Annotated in this window: 18 protein-coding genes; 7 read left to right on the plus strand and 11 right to left on the minus strand. The window is 62.7% G+C overall.

Translation table 11 applies throughout. The annotated features are described in order from the left end of the window. Positions 1–21: 21 nt before the first annotated feature. From CK226_RS19710 to CK226_RS19720, 3 genes are all read right to left on the minus strand, one after another. Positions 22–1,110, minus strand: a complete 1,089-nt coding sequence (locus CK226_RS19710; protein WP_095773541.1) for a class I SAM-dependent methyltransferase — start codon at positions 1,108–1,110, stop codon at positions 22–24. Then, a complete protein-coding gene (gene lgt / locus CK226_RS19715; protein WP_095789066.1) occupies positions 1,107–2,000 on the minus strand; it encodes a prolipoprotein diacylglyceryl transferase in 894 nt (297 codons plus the stop codon). Before lgt ends, CK226_RS19710 begins: the two co-directional genes overlap by 4 nt. A 134-nt stretch (positions 2,001–2,134) precedes the next feature. Next, complete coding sequence (locus CK226_RS19720; RefSeq protein ID WP_095792797.1) at positions 2,135–2,368, minus strand: BrnA antitoxin family protein; 234 nt, start codon at positions 2,366–2,368, stop codon at positions 2,135–2,137. A gap of 215 nt (positions 2,369–2,583) precedes the next feature. On the opposite strand from CK226_RS19720, the gene CK226_RS19725 reads away from it, so the two are divergent. From CK226_RS19725 to CK226_RS19735, 3 genes are all read left to right on the plus strand, one after another. Continuing rightward, on the plus strand, positions 2,584–2,886 hold the full coding sequence (locus CK226_RS19725; protein ID WP_095792798.1) for an accessory factor UbiK family protein: 303 nt from the start codon (positions 2,584–2,586) through the stop codon (positions 2,884–2,886). 323 nt (positions 2,887–3,209) lie between these two features. After that, positions 3,210–3,710: a YbjN domain-containing protein gene (locus tag CK226_RS19730; RefSeq protein ID WP_013893499.1), complete on the plus strand. Its 501-nt coding sequence runs from the start codon at positions 3,210–3,212 to the stop codon at positions 3,708–3,710. 10 nt (positions 3,711–3,720) lie between these two features. Next, the gene (locus tag CK226_RS19735) at positions 3,721–4,080 is read left to right on the plus strand and encodes a tRNA-binding protein (RefSeq protein ID WP_095773543.1); all 360 of its coding nucleotides are present in this window, start codon (positions 3,721–3,723) and stop codon (positions 4,078–4,080) included. 69 nt (positions 4,081–4,149) lie between these two features. Here the strand turns inward: CK226_RS19735 and CK226_RS19740 are convergent, their stop codons facing one another. Continuing rightward, positions 4,150–5,034 carry a hypothetical protein gene (locus CK226_RS19740; RefSeq protein ID WP_245437787.1) on the minus strand — a complete coding sequence of 295 codons (885 nt, stop codon included), beginning with the start codon at positions 5,032–5,034 and terminating at the stop codon, positions 4,150–4,152. On the opposite strand from CK226_RS19740, the gene CK226_RS34950 reads away from it, so the two are divergent. Next, the gene (locus CK226_RS34950) at positions 5,027–5,275 is read left to right on the plus strand and encodes a hypothetical protein (protein WP_179301082.1); all 249 of its coding nucleotides are present in this window, start codon (positions 5,027–5,029) and stop codon (positions 5,273–5,275) included. The two genes, CK226_RS19740 and CK226_RS34950, sit on opposite strands and share 8 nt — an antisense overlap. A 49-nt stretch (positions 5,276–5,324) precedes the next feature. Here CK226_RS34950 and CK226_RS19745 read toward each other — a convergent pair whose 3' ends face one another. The 4 genes from CK226_RS19745 to CK226_RS19760 form a co-directional block, all read right to left on the minus strand. Next, a complete protein-coding gene (locus CK226_RS19745; RefSeq protein WP_095792800.1) occupies positions 5,325–6,347 on the minus strand; it encodes a glycosyltransferase family 1 protein in 1,023 nt (340 codons plus the stop codon). Positions 6,348–6,555: 208 nt separating this feature from the next. Continuing rightward, on the minus strand, positions 6,556–7,971 hold the full coding sequence (locus CK226_RS19750; RefSeq protein WP_095773546.1) for an ATP-binding protein: 1,416 nt from the start codon (positions 7,969–7,971) through the stop codon (positions 6,556–6,558). 147 nt (positions 7,972–8,118) lie between these two features. Beyond that, complete coding sequence (locus tag CK226_RS19755) at positions 8,119–8,838, minus strand: response regulator transcription factor (protein ID WP_019860633.1); 720 nt, start codon at positions 8,836–8,838, stop codon at positions 8,119–8,121. Continuing rightward, positions 8,825–9,358: a MarR family transcriptional regulator gene (locus CK226_RS19760; RefSeq protein ID WP_032933687.1), complete on the minus strand. Its 534-nt coding sequence runs from the start codon at positions 9,356–9,358 to the stop codon at positions 8,825–8,827. Before CK226_RS19760 ends, CK226_RS19755 begins: the two co-directional genes overlap by 14 nt. A 261-nt stretch (positions 9,359–9,619) precedes the next feature. Here CK226_RS19760 and CK226_RS19765 point away from each other — a divergent pair, with 261 nt between their 5' ends. The 3 genes from CK226_RS19765 to CK226_RS19775 all read left to right on the plus strand — a co-directional run bounded on the left by CK226_RS19765 (position 9,620) and on the right by CK226_RS19775 (position 11,876). Continuing rightward, positions 9,620–10,513, plus strand: a complete 894-nt coding sequence (locus CK226_RS19765; protein ID WP_095792801.1) for a branched-chain amino acid aminotransferase — start codon at positions 9,620–9,622, stop codon at positions 10,511–10,513. Between the two features lie 145 nt (positions 10,514–10,658). Beyond that, entirely contained in the window at positions 10,659–10,970 is a 312-nt protein-coding gene (locus CK226_RS19770) for a hypothetical protein (protein WP_032931410.1), read from the plus strand. Between the two features lie 267 nt (positions 10,971–11,237). Further along, complete coding sequence (locus tag CK226_RS19775; RefSeq protein ID WP_095789204.1) at positions 11,238–11,876, plus strand: MBL fold metallo-hydrolase; 639 nt, start codon at positions 11,238–11,240, stop codon at positions 11,874–11,876. Between the two features lie 143 nt (positions 11,877–12,019). On the opposite strand, the gene CK226_RS19780 is transcribed toward CK226_RS19775, so the two are convergent. The 3 genes from CK226_RS19780 to CK226_RS19790 all read right to left on the minus strand — a co-directional run bounded on the left by CK226_RS19780 (position 12,020) and on the right by CK226_RS19790 (position 13,380). Continuing rightward, positions 12,020–12,448 (minus strand): BA14K family protein, encoded by a 429-nt coding sequence (locus tag CK226_RS19780; RefSeq protein WP_010911084.1) that lies wholly within the window; start codon positions 12,446–12,448, stop codon positions 12,020–12,022. 188 nt (positions 12,449–12,636) lie between these two features. Further along, positions 12,637–12,849 (minus strand): cold-shock protein, encoded by a 213-nt coding sequence (locus CK226_RS19785; protein ID WP_008877668.1) that lies wholly within the window; start codon positions 12,847–12,849, stop codon positions 12,637–12,639. 318 nt (positions 12,850–13,167) lie between these two features. Then, positions 13,168–13,380, minus strand: coding sequence for a cold-shock protein (locus CK226_RS19790; RefSeq protein ID WP_006202520.1), 213 nt, complete (start codon positions 13,378–13,380; stop codon positions 13,168–13,170). Positions 13,381–13,821 lie beyond the last annotated feature (441 nt).

Here is a 13,821-nt window from a genome sequence, read left to right on the forward strand (position 1 = left end):
GGGAGGGGCAGCGGTGAAAAGTCAATCCGCCGTCGCAAAGGGCCGGATCGGCACACCGCGCGGCAGGACGGCAAGCACCTTGAACAGTTCGCCCATGGCCTGCGGTCCGGCGAGACGCTCGACATCGCCGGTGATCTTGTCGCGGGCCGCCTGGTCGCCGTCGGCGCCAAGCCGGCCGGCGCGCTCGAGAATGCCCATGCCGAGCAGGAAATTGCCTTGCGTCGACAGATGCGCGTCGAGACCATGCGCGCGTACGGTGGCGGCAAGGGCGGCGAAATCGACATGCGAGGTGAGATCGGCCTCGCCGGGATTGGCCAGCACATCTTCGTGATCGTGTCGGCGCAAGGCCTGCAGCGTGTCGCCGACACCCGGCTGGAGATGGCCATAGTCTAGAAACAGCCCAGCGCCGCCGTTTCGGGCGATGCGCCCGGCAATGGCGGCCATCAGGGCAGTGCGAGCCGGTGCCACTTCGACGATCGCGCCTTGCGGCGCTTCAGCGGCGTCGAGGGGCAATAGGGCCGAGTCAATCGAGCCGGCGCCGGCGAAGAAGCGCAGCTCGTCCTCATCGTCGAGGCCGACCATGCGCTCGCGCCAGCCCGTGCCGGCGCGGACGAACTGGCGGACCGGCACGGCGTCGAACAATTCATTGCCGACGATGAGCAGCGGCTGATCGGGCAGGGTGTCGATGGTCTCGTGCCACCGAACCGCGAAAGGCGTCGCGCCCAGCGTCTGCTTCTGGATTTCAGTCAGGCGCGGGCTGGTCTCGATCATGGCGAAGGCGGCGCCATTGGCCAGGACCGGGTCGAGCCGCGACAGGGTGCGCAGCATGTCCTTCATCAGCGTGCCGCGACCCGGGCCGATCTCGGCGGTGGTGACCGGCATCGGCCGGCCAATCGCTGCCCAAACCTGATAAAGCCAGACGGCGACGAGTTCGCCGAACATCTGGCTGATCTCGGGCGCGGTGACGAAGTCGCCGGCGGCGCCGAAGGGCTCGCGTGTCGTGTAGTAGCCGTCCGCGGGGTCGAACAGGCACATCGCCATGTACTCGTTGACGGGAAGGGGGCCGAGTGCCTCGATCAGGTCGACGATGCGGGTCTTCAGCCGCGTCATGTCGCCTGCGGCTGCGCTTGCTTCACCGGCTTGGCTGTCGCCATCGCCCAGATGCCGGCCAGCACCATCGGCGTCGACAGGATCATGCCCATGGTCAGCCAGTTGGTGCCGAGGAGGTAGCCGAGCTGCTGGTCTGGCTGGCGGAAGAATTCGACGAAGATGCGCGACAAGCCATAGCCGCAGATGAAGGCGCCCGCGACGAAGCGGGGCGTCTTCAGCTTGAGGCGCGAATGGGTGAGGACGCGTAGCACGACAAACAGCACCAGGCCTTCGAGCAGGGCCTCGTAGAGCTGGCTAGGATGGCGAGGATCCAGGCCGGCTGGGCAAAGTGCTTGAGCTTGTTGAAGCCGTTCGTTGCAGAAGATGACGCCCCACGGCACGTCTGTTACCCGCCCCCAGAGTTCAGCATTGATGAAGTTGGCGACGCGCACCAGGCCGAGCCCAACCGGCACGCCGGCGGCCACGACATCGAACAGCGACCAGGTGCGGATGCCGCGCTTGATGGAAAACAGCGTCATGGCGAGGATGACGCCGAGCAGGCCGCCATGGAACGACATGCCGCCTTGCCAGACGGCGAAGATGTCGAGCGGATGCGCGATGTAGCGCGCCAGGTCATAGAACAGCACATAGCCGGTGCGGCCGCCGAGCACGACGCCGATGGCCGCCCAGACGATGAAATCGTCGAGGTCCTCCGGCTTCATCGGCAGGATGCCGTCGGGCCAAAGCTTCGGATTGGCGGCGAGCCGCTTGGCATACCACCAGGCAAACAGGATGCCGACGATGTAGCCGACGCCGTACCAGTGCACCGCCAGCGGCCCGATCTGGATGAGGATCGGGTTGATGTTGGGGAAGGGCAACGAGGCCAGCGGCAGCAGGAAATATTCGTTCAACGGGGAGCTCTCGGTTGCGGTCGCATTCGGGCGCGGACCATGCGGCAGGGTTTTGGCAGGGTCAAGGCAAGCCGGCCGCCGTCAGGGGTCGCGACGGATCGCCATTGCGAGCCATCGCGCCATGAGTGGTGAGTTCAACCCTTGGCGGCCACCCACTGCCGCAATGCGTCGTTGATCCTGTCCTGCCAGCCGGGGCCGTCTTCCTGGAAATGGTCGAGCACGGCCCGGTCGATGCGGATCGAGACAAGCTCGCGGACATTCGGGGCGGTCGAGGGTTCGCGAATGGGCGCTGCCGGCTTGTTGACCGGCTTGAATGCCGCTTCGGCGGCTGCGAACGGATTTGTCGGTCGGCGCGGGGGCGTTGCCATTGGGTGACCCTGATTGGAGCGTGCTGCGGCACTGCGTGATGACCGCACAGTAGGCGATTTGGCGTCCTCAAGTACAGCTTGGGGCCATTTGAAAGCTTGGCGCAGGCAAGGCATCGCCATGCGCCATAGCAACGCAGAGGCCGCACCAGCCCTCAACGTTCTTGCATTCGGCGCTCCGCGCCACTACGTCATTTCGAGCAAAGCGAGGATTTGCCATGTCGACCGGACCGAACCGCATTCTCGATGAATTCGCCAAGCTGATGACCGACGCCGCGGGTGCCGCGCAGGGCGTGCGCCGCGAGGTCGAGACCGCCTTCAAGGGCCAGGCGGAGCGCATCCTCAATTCGATGGACGTGGTGCAGCGCGAGGAATTCGAGGTCGCGCGCGAGATGGCCGCCAAGGCCCGGGACGAGAATGCCAGGCTTGCCGCCCGCATCGAAGCGCTCGAGGCGAAGCTCGCCGAACTCGCCGGCGATGCCGCACCAGCGGCGGCGGCGAAGCCCCGCGCAAAAAAATAATCGTTAAACTTTTCCACATAGTCCGATCCTGAAAATCGCTTTGCCGTGAATCGCTTAACGGCATTGCATGAATCTTTGTGACAGCGCCTTTCCACATGCGAATGACGCAGTGCGAAAAATTGGGCTGTTCACGCGACTCCCGATCAATAGACTGAATTTGTTGCATGATTCGGAGCAGGGTCATGCGGCCGGGCGGTGGGGTCCGGTCTGGGGTCTTTGCGTCGAGAAGTCCTGGCCGTCCGAGTTCTAGATCAGATTGTTCGTTGTGTGTGCCCTCCCGCGGAGCGTGTGGCGGCGCTCCTCAGAACGACAGGAAGCATTCCATGGAACTTCTCGAACTCGAATTCTCCCGCGAAATCCATCCGGTGGATGTTATCGAGCAGGTGGCCCACAACAATGACTGGTCCTTCGAACGGGCCGGCGACGATGAAATTTCGATCTCGGTCGCAGGCAGTTGGACCGACTATCACGTCTCCTTCTCCTGGATGGAGGATTTCGAGGCGCTGCACCTGGCCTGCGCCTTCGACATCAAGGTGCCGGAGACCCGCGCGCTGGAAGTGATGCGGCTGTTGTCGCTGATCAACGAACAGATGCTGTTCGGCCATTTCGACCTCTGGGAGCAGGAAGGCGCGATCATGTTCCGCCAGTCGCTGCTTTTGGCCGGTGGCGTCGAGCCGTCGAGCCAGCAGGTCGAGGTGCTTTTGTCCTCTGCGCTGGAAGCCTGTGAATGCTATTTCCAGGCGTTCCAGTTCGTCGTCTGGTCGGGAACCTCGGCCAAGGACGCGCTGGCCGGCGTGCTGTTCGAGACCTACGGCAACGCCTGAGTCGCACTGGATGAGTTCAAGCACCACGCGAAAGCCCGAAATCAGCTTCGCCGATTTCGATCGTGTCGACATCCGTGCCGGCACGATAATCGAAGCAGAGCCGTTCCCCGAGGCGCGCAAGCCGGCATTCAAGCTGAAGATCGATTTCGGGCCTGAGATCGGTATCAAGAAATCATCGGCGCAGATCACCAAATACTATACGCCCGAGACGCTGGTCGGCCGGCAGGTCTTCGCCGTGGTCAATTTTCCGCCGCGTCAGATCGGCCCGTTCATGTCGGAAGTGCTGACGCTCGGCTTTCCCGACGAGGAGGGCGCCGTGGTGCTCGGCGCCATCGAGCGCAAGGTGCCGGACGGCGGGCGGTTGTTCTAGAATTTTACCCCCGCCTGCTCAAAAGAACCTCGCCTGGCGCAGCGCTGTCAGGACGCCCGGCGGGCGCCGTCATGGCGGCACAGCCGACCGGATTGAAGCGCTAGCTGGTGGCCGAAACGCGCCGAGAATGGTTCCGACCGTTGCGGCCGAGAGTACGAGATGGAGGATGTCGAACGGCCAGGCGAGTCCGAAATGCACCAGCATAAGGGTCAGGAAGGAAGGCGACGCCGCATCCGTAGGAATGAGAATCAAGGCTCCGGCCAGGACCAGCCCATACTTGACTATGGCAACTATTGCGAAAACGATGAACATTATGACGAGGAAACGCAGATGATTGCCATCTAGCGCGCGCCAGCACCCGATTGGATCAAACGATCCTGTCCAGAGAAAATCACCGACAAAAAGATATGTCCAGACAAGTACGAAAGCACCCGCCAACAGGTTGAAGACTCCCATCGCCGACACCCAATGCGCCACGTCCTCAGGGTTGAGCGGTAGGTCACGTGTGGCCAGCAGGGCCGCAAGCAGTCTGTGCTCGCCGGCGACGGCAAAGCCGCAAACAAGCTGGATCACTGCGAGAAGCAACGCAGCCAAGAGAATCCGCTGGCCAAGCTCAAAGCGCATGCCCGGGATAGCGTAGCGTTTGACACGTTCAACGCCGCGCCGAACAACGACACGGCCGCGCTCGGGCGCGTTTGCCATGCGGTCCAGAACGAACGCAATGACCATCGCCGAGAACGGCGCCGCCACAATCGCGGAAAGCCAGGTCCTGGAGTCAAAGCCTCGCGATAGAAGCCAGCCAGGCACCTGCCCCGGATTGGCAAAGAGAATAAGAGCAAGCGCCGCCAGACAGAGCGTCGTCAGAAAGCAGGGAAACCAGGCGGCCACGAAGAGTGGCCAGGCATTCGCACGGCAATAGCCGAACACCTTCGCAACGGTCCTGCTGATGCGCAAGACGCGACGCTTCGGCGATACGGCAGGCGACTGGTCCAGCGTTGAAATCGGTGTCAATCCCGCAGCGAACTACAGATGCAGAATAATGCACCGCAAGGAACTGTCGCGCAAGCTCTCGCAAGGAGCGCGCTCACGGGAACTAAAGCTTGCCGGTGCACGATCTTCCAATGCATTCCATCAACTTCACGCGGAAGACTTGTCTAAAAGTATCGGCAAGTTGTCGAAGGTCTGGATTTCCTGAAGGAAACGCATGAGTGGGCGCCATCGAAGAGGTCACACAACTGCCGCCGTCAGGCCGCCAGCTTGCGCGTCCTGCCGAGCGCTTCCTCGACCGTGTCGAGGAACATCTCGGCGCAAGCCTTCCAGCTGTAGCGCAGGGCGCGTTCCCGCGCCTGGCCGCGGTCGACCTCGAGGGCGGCGAGCGCGGCTTCGCGCAAATCGTTGGAGACCGCGCCGCCAAAGCCGTCGCCGACAATGTCGATCGGTCCGGTCACCGGATAGGCGGCGACTGGTGTGCCGCTGGCCAGCGCTTCGATGATGACGTTGCCGAAGGTGTCGGTGCGGCTGGGGAAGACGAAGACATCGGCCGAGGCATAGATCTCCGCCAGTTCGTCATTGGGGCGATGGCCGAGGAAATGCGCGTTGGAGTAGCGGGCCTTCAGCTTGGCGAGCTCCGGTCCCTCGCCGACGATCACCTTGCTGCCGGGCAGGTCGAGGTCGAGGAACGCGGAGAGGTTCTTCTCGATGGCGACGCGGCCGACGCAGAGGAAGACCGGGCCGGGGAGGCCGAGCTCCTTGCGCTTGTCCGGGCGGAAATGGTCGGTGTCGACGCCGCGCGTCCATGGCCTCAGCTTGTTGAAGCCGCGCGCCGAAAGGTCGTCGGCGAGCGACTGGGTGGCGACCAGCGTGCCCTGGCCGGAATTGTGGAAGTCGCGCAGCCAGCGATAGGCCCAGCTTTCCGGCACTGGCAGGCGGGCGCTGAGATATTCGGGAAAGCGCGTATGATAGCTGGTGGTGAACGGCCGGCCGGCATTGCGGCAATAGCGCCGCGCCATGATGCCCAGCGGTCCTTCGGTGACGATGTGGATATGGTCGGCCTTGTAGGCGTCGATCAGGCGCGCGACATGGCCTGGCGTGGTCAGCGCCAGCCTGATGTCGGGGTAGGTCGGCAGGGGCAGCGTGCGAAAGATGTTGGGTGTCAGAAAATCCACCGCGACGTCGAAGGATTTCAGCGTTTCGGTGAGCCGCTCCAGCGTGTGGACGACGCCGTTGACTTGCGGGCGCCAGGCGTCGGTGACCATCAATATGCGCATGGCGGCCCTTTGCTGGAAAGGTCGACGGCAGCCTTGAGACGATGCCGGAACGGCGACCAGCCGGCGGGCCTCGCTTCGCTCCAGCGCACCCGGGCGGGCACGGGATCGAAATGGGGCGGCAAGGCCGAATCAAGTGATGTCGCGCGTTTCATGCGCGCTCTTCACCATGATTTCATGACGGGCGGATGAAGCCCGATGTTTGGCCAGCCTAGGCTGGAACCTTGATCACCGCGCGCAGGCCGCCGAGCGGACTGTCGTCGAGGGTGATGTCGCCGCCATGGCTGCGGGCGATGTCGCGGGCGATCGACAGGCCGAGCCCGGTGCCGCTGGAATCGAGGTTGCGGGCTTCGTCGAGCCGCACGAAGGGTTTGAACACGTCCTCGCGCCTGTCGGCCGGAATGCCGGGACCGTTGTCGTCGACGGTGACCACGAGCGAGCCACGGCCGTGATCGGCGCTGACCTCCACCGTCTTGGCATAGCGGAAGGCATTGCCGATGACGTTGGACAACAGCCGCGCGAAGGCGTTCGGCCGCACATGCACGGTCGGATCACCGGAAAGCGTCGTCGACAGCTTGCATTTGCGCAAGGCGGCCTCGTCGCTGAGCTTCTGGAAATAGGCTTCGAGATCGAAACGTCCCGGATCCTCCGAGGCTTCGCCGCGGGCAAAGGCGAGATAGCCTTCCAGCATCGACTGCATGTCGTCGATGTCCTGGTTGAGCGCCGCCTTGGTCTCGGCCTTGCCGCCGGCCAGCGCCAGCTGCAGCTTGAAGCGGGTGAGGATGGTCCTGAGATCATGGCTGACGCCGGTAAGCATGGCGGTGCGCTGGTCGATCTGGCGCTCGATGCGCTCGCGCATCTGGATGAAGGCAAAGCCGGCGCGGCGCACCTCCTCGGCGCCGCGCGGGCGAAAATCGCGCGGCATCGGCCGGCCCTTGCCGAAGCTTTCGGCGGCCTCGGCAAGCGTCAGGATCGGCCGGATCTGATTGCGCAGGAAGGGGATGGCGATCATCAGCAGCACCAGCGAGGTGCCGACCATCCAGATCAGGAAGATGTGGGTGTTGGAGGCATAGGCCTGGCTGCGGCGCACGAAGACGCGCAGCACCTTGTTCTCGAGCTGGACGCGCACCTCGACGATGTTGGAATTGCCGACCGTGTCGATCCAGAACGGCCGGTTTATCTGGCGGGTGATCTCGGCCGAGAGAACGTCGTCGAGGATCGAGAAGAACGGTTTCGGACCGGGCGGCGGCAAGGGATCCGGCGGCAGCAGATCGACCTTCAGCTGCATGCGGTCCTGGGCGATGCGGATGACGTTGGCGTAGTCGGCGTCGTGCGGGTAGGTCTCGATCAGGTCGATGATGGCGGCGATGTCGCGCACGGTCGCCTGCGACAGGCGCTGGGTCACCGTTGCCCAATGGCGCTCCATGAAGACGAAGGCGACCACCGATTGCAGAAGGATCATCGGCGCGATGACGATGATCAGCGAGCGCGCGTAAAGGCGCTTGGGCATGTAAAGCGAAATCAGGCGCCAGAACCGGTTCCAGATGCGCGGCACCGCCTTGAGCGTTCGCGTGGCGCGTGCGCTCAAGCCGTCAGGTCCCGGCCCTTCCAGTTGCGTCGTTGCCATTGGCTCTTTTCATTTCGTCCGCGGCACTAGATCAGAACGACGTTTGGTTCAATCGCCATCCTGATCTAACTCTTTGTTAAAGCATGGTCTTTTCCGAAAACCGGTTCCCGCTTTTCGGGATCATGCTCCAGAGCCGCGTCCGGCATTCTATTCCACGCTGAGCCGATACCCAATACCGCGCACGGTCTGCAGCCAGACAGGATTGGACGGATCGCGCTCGATCTTGCGGCGCAGCCGGTTGATCTGCACGTCGATGGTGCGCTCGCCGACCTCCGAATCGTCGCCGACCAGTTCGTGGCGCGGGATGGTCTCGCCGGCCCGCGCGGCAAAGATCGCCAGGATCTCCTGCTCGCGATCGGTCAGCTTCAGCGCCTCGCCGCCGCGCTTCAGTTCGCGCCTGGCGATCTGGAACGTGTAGGGACCGAAGACCAGCTGTTCGACCTTGGGCGTGGTCGCGGGGCCGCCGCGGCGCAGGATGTTGTTGATGCGCAGGATCAGCTCACGCGGATCGAAGGGTTTTGGCAGATAGTCGTCGGCGCCGGCCTCGAGCCCTAGGATGCGGCTGTCGGTTTCCGAAAGCGCGGTCAGCATCAGGATCGGCACGTTCTTTTCGGCGCGCAGCGATTTGGTGAGATCGACGCCGCTTTCGCCGGGCATCATGACATCGAGCACAAGCAGGTCGAAGTCGAGTCCGGCGAGCTTGCGCCTGGCCTCGCCGGCATTGCCGGCGACGGTGACGCGAAAGCCGTTTTCGGTCAGATACTGTTTGAGAAGATTGCGGATGCGGGTGTCGTCGTCGACCACAAGCAGATGCGGCGCGTCGTCGTCCGGTGCGGCCGCCTGATCGACCCTCTCAGTGCTCTCCATGGCTTTTTCCTGACATTTTTGCGGACCCAACGTCGATCTGAGCTCTCAGTTCCGGATTGACCATCGCTTCGAGGAAGCGTTCCACCAAGGCCCGTTCGGTGGCGCCGGAATCTTCCAATGCAGCACGGATGCGGCGTGACTGTGGCCGCGCCAGGGCGAGCGCCAGCGCGCGGCCCTTGGCGGTGGGATAGAGTTCGCGCTGGCGGCGGTCGCGCGGACCTTGCAATTGCACGACATGGTCGGTGTCGATCAGCTGCTTCAGCACGCGCGCCAGGCTCTGTTTGGTGATCTTCAACACGTCGAGCAGTTCGGCGACCGTCAGCCCCGGCCGGCGGTTGACGAAATGCAGCACCCTATGGTGGGCGCGGCCGAAGCCATAGTCGGCCAGGATCTGGTCGGGATCGGAGGTGAAGTCGCGATAGGCAAAGAAGAACAGTTCGATGATGGCGAAGTCTATGCCGTCCTCGACTGACATCGCGGTCCTGATCGGCTTTCCGGCGGCTGGGCTTCGATCCGTCATCATTTCTCCATGGGAACGGGAGATTATGTCAGTACTATTGACGTAATTTCCCCGCAATGGTAATTTTTGACAAGCTTTTGGGCGGATTGCGAACGAAAAGGCAAGGCAGGCCGGTTTTTCCGGAACTTCCTGAGTTTGCCAGAGCGCGATTATCCGCCTACGCTTCGCAACACCGGCCGGCGTCTCCAATCACACGGCGCGGCCAAAAAGAACACGCTACGACACCAAGGATATGCGGGCCGCGACCCGCGGGAGGTTACCATGGCATCCGTTCCCTTCGATCAACTGGACGGCTTCATCTGGATGAATGGCGAATTCGTTGCGTGGGGCGACGCCAAGATCCATGTTCTGACGCACGGTCTGCACTATGCCAGCGCGGTCTTCGAGGGCGAGCGCGCCTATGGCGGCGAGATCTTCAAGCTCAACGAGCACACCGAGCGCCTGCATGAATCGGCCCGCCTGCTCGGCTTCAAGATTCCCTATTCGGTCACCGAGCTCAACGACGCCTCGACCACGCTGTTGAAGAAGCAAGGGTTCCAGGACGCCTATGTCCGGCCGATCGCATGGCGCGGCAGCGAGCAGATGGGCGTTTCGGCGCAGAACAACCGCATCAACGTCGCCATCGCCATCTGGCAGTGGCCGAGCTATTTCGATCCGGCGCAGAAGGTGAAAGGCATCCGCCTCGATGTCGCGGAATGGCGCCGACCCGACCCGCGCACGGCGCCGTCGAAGTCGAAGGCCGCCGGCCTCTACATGATCTGCACCATGTCCAAGCACGCCGCCGAAGCAAAAGGCTATGCCGACGCCATGATGCTCGACTGGCGCGGCCAGGTCGCCGAGGCAACCGGTGCCAACATCTTCTTCGTCAAGGACGGCAAGATCCATACGCCCAAGCCCGACTGCTTCCTCGACGGCATCACCCGCCGCACGGTCATTGGGCTCGCCAGGGACCGTGGCCTGGACGTAATCGAACGCGCCATCCTGCCGGAAGAACTCGAAAGCTTCGAACAATGCTTCCTGACCGGAACGGCGGCGGAAGTAACGCCGGTTTCGGAGATCGGCCCTTACCGATTCGAGGTTGGCGAAATCGCCAAGAACCTTATGAATGACTATTCTGCGGCCGTTCAGCCGAAGCACGCAATCGCCGCAGAATAACAATAGTCACAGCTTTTCGCGCAAGCAGGGGCGGTTTTCGGGCCGCCCCTTTTATTTCAGCGTTTCTGCATTTGACTTTCAGTCAATTCGGCGTCTCATGATGGTGTCGGCCCGGGAGGCTGGCAGCTATGGAGGGACTAATCATATGGAAACGCTTCTTCCGATCATTGTACAGGTGATTACGGGTATCATCGGTGGTCAGGCGGTCGGTGTTGCACTCAAGAACGCGGCGATGGGCCAGCTTCCCAAAATCCTGGGTGGCGCCATTGGCGGCGTCGGCGGCGCGGCAATCCTCGGCAGCCTGCTTGGCGGCGGCGCGGTTGATCCGGCAGCGGCCGCTGCAGCGACTAGCGGTCTCGGCAGTGCGCTCAACCTCAACAACATCGTCGGCGGCGCCGGCGGCGGCGCGATCCTGACCGGCATCATCGGCGCTGTCATGGGCGCCATGAAGAAGTAAGCCTGACGGTCTCAGGTTTGTTCAAATGGGCGGCTTCGGCCGCCCATTTCTGTTTCTGCAACGACTGACTGTTCGTGTTTCGAGCGTGGACGCCCTTCATTCGCGCCGCCGGAGTGGTTCATCGTTTCAAGGAAACGCAGAACCACTCCGTCTCTTTATTTTGACGCAATTCCCAAGGGAAAGCGCTACGCGCTTTTCCCGGGAAAACCGTCTCACACTTTGCCTGGAAGTGTTCTACATCACCGCGTGAACATCGAAAGGACGATCATGGGTCAGCTCAATGCCGGCATCGTGCCGGTCACACCGTTTCAGCAGAACTGCACCATCCTGTTCGACATGGTCGACAAGCACGGCGTCGTCGTCGATCCGGGTGGCGATATCGACAAAGTGCTGGCGGTGTTGAAGGACAATGCGATCACGGCCGAGGCGATCTGGATCACGCACGGCCATATCGACCATGCCGGCGGCGCCATGGAGCTGAAGGATGCGCTCGGCCTCGAAATCATCGGCCCACATGCAGCCGACAGGCCTTTGCTCGACAATCTGGAGAAACAGGGCAGACTCTACGGCATCGCCGGGGCGCGTAACTGCGTGCCCGACCGGTTCCTCACCGAAGGCGATACCGTGTCGTTCGGCGGTCATGTGTTCGAGGTGCTGCATTGCCCCGGCCACGCGCCCGGCCATGTCGTCTACTACAACCGCGCGGCCAAGTTCGCCCATGTCGGCGATGTGCTGTTCCGCGGCTCGGTCGGCCGCACCGACCTGCCGGGCGGTGACCACGCGACGCTGATCGCCTCGATCAAGGACAAGCTCTTGCCGCTCGGCGACGATATCGGTTTCATCTGCGGCCACGGCCCCGGCGGCCGTTTTGGCGAGGAGCGGCGAACCAATCCGTTCCTTGTTTAGGATCAGCACCAGCAAAAAGCGCTGGCCTTGCGGTCAGCGCTTTTGTCCGGGGCAGGGAAGCCCTAAGCGCTTTCGCGCTTTAGGTCTTTGTCTGGTGCAAGTCGTTGTCCCAAAACCGGTGCACACTTTTGGGCGACATGCACTCAGTTGGCAGTGCAGAAATGCTGCTCGCCGTCATTGCCGGTGAAGGTGCCGGTGCGGGAGTTGAAGCTGCGGTAGCGGTCCGAGCAGTATTCGTACCAGTCACGCGTCCACGGCTCGGCATAGCGATCGGCATAGACCACCCGCGGTTCGACATAGTAGCGACGGACCGGTGCCGGGCGGATCCGCACGTCACGATCGTAGTAACCGTCATCGTAGTAGCGGTCAGCGTCAGGCGGTGGCTGGTCATTGGCCAGCGCGCCACCGATCAGCGCACCGGCGGCGAGGCCAAGCACACCGGCGGCAATGGCGTCGCCATTGCCGTGGTGGCGGTGATGGCGCCATTCATCGGCGTTGGCCGCGGGCAAGGCCACCAGCATGGTGGCCGCCATGGCGGCGGACAGCACGGCAGTCTTGAAAATTCTGTTCATCTTGGTCTCCTTCGGTCCGGACCGTGCAGTTTTGCAGGGGATGCGGTCCGGCTTTACCCAAGATTAATATGCGACCGTGGCTGAACGGAGGCTGAACGGATTTCGACGTGCCGATCCAAGAGGGGCGTCAAAAACCAGGCTCTGATCGAGCTGGGCAGCCCTGCTGGAGCCGACAGTCTGAAGCCGGCTCAGCCGACCGACAGGTTGACGGCCTTGGGTCCCTTGCCGCGCTTGTCCGGCTCGGTGTCGAATGTTACTTTCTGCCCATCTTCGAGACCGGGAAGACCCGACGCCTGCACGGCCGAAATATGGACGAAGACATCCTTCGCGCCATCGTCCGGCGTGATGAAGCCGAAGCCTTTGGCATGGTTGAAGAATTTGACGGTGCCGGTCTGCGGCATGGGAAGCTCCTTTGATCCCATAAACTCCAGTCTCGGGCCGGCAAATGCCCGAGAGGAAATTTGTCCTTTATTTTAGCGTCATCGGCAAGAGAAAGTTTTGCGGGCACTTAAAGCGCCTTAAGCCTTTGTTGTGATGCATGTCGTTGACCCGGAGCCGGATCCACTTCCGGGCTACATGCATTGATGCCGCGCCACGGACATGAAAAAAGGCACGACGAAAATCGCCGCGCCTTTTTAAAAATCTGTCTGCGTGCCCACAGGCTGGGCAGGCTTCGAACCCTCGTTCGCCCGCCGTCAGGGACGCGGGGCGCCGATGGTTCAGGCAGCGCGGAGGTTGACCGCCTTCGGGCCCTTGCCCATGCGGTCCGGCTCGACGTCGAAGGTGACCTTCTGGCCGTCGACGAGCGTGCGCAGGCCCGATGCCTCGATCGCGGAAATATGGACGAACACGTCCTTGGCGCCGCCGTCGGGCGTGATGAAACCGAAGCCTTTGGTCGCGTTGAAGAATTTAACGGTGCCGGTCTGGGCCATTGGGGAAACTCCTTCACCCGTTCAGTCTTTATTGGTCCTGCCCGCCACCTGGCGTCGAGGGCAGTTCCCGGTGGTTGCTTTCGGCAGTCATGCATTGGCGCATGGTCAAACCCCCCGCCGAAAAACGGGGCCGTCAGAGATTCACAGTATCGGGGAAAGGTCGTCCAAAACGTTCCGCTCTCCGGGTCGCAAATGCCCGAACACGGAATTTATCGCACGGAAACGTGAAGGTTGCAAGATAGCGCCGCGGGCCGCCGCACTGAGCGCATCCCGACGCAAGAATCGACCGATCTGAGCGTCGACGGGCCGCAAATAGGCCCCGTTGCCGGGCCGGTCATTGACCCACAGAGAGGGTCGCGCATGGGCCAGTGTTGCCGGCGGACGCCGGCCATGGCTGTAACCGGCGTTTCCGTCCCCGCGAACGCGGTCGCATCCGCGAGC

Origin of the sequence: Mesorhizobium sp. WSM4311 (assembly GCF_002295115.1) — a bacterium.
Taxonomy (GTDB): domain Bacteria; phylum Pseudomonadota; class Alphaproteobacteria; order Rhizobiales; family Rhizobiaceae; genus Mesorhizobium.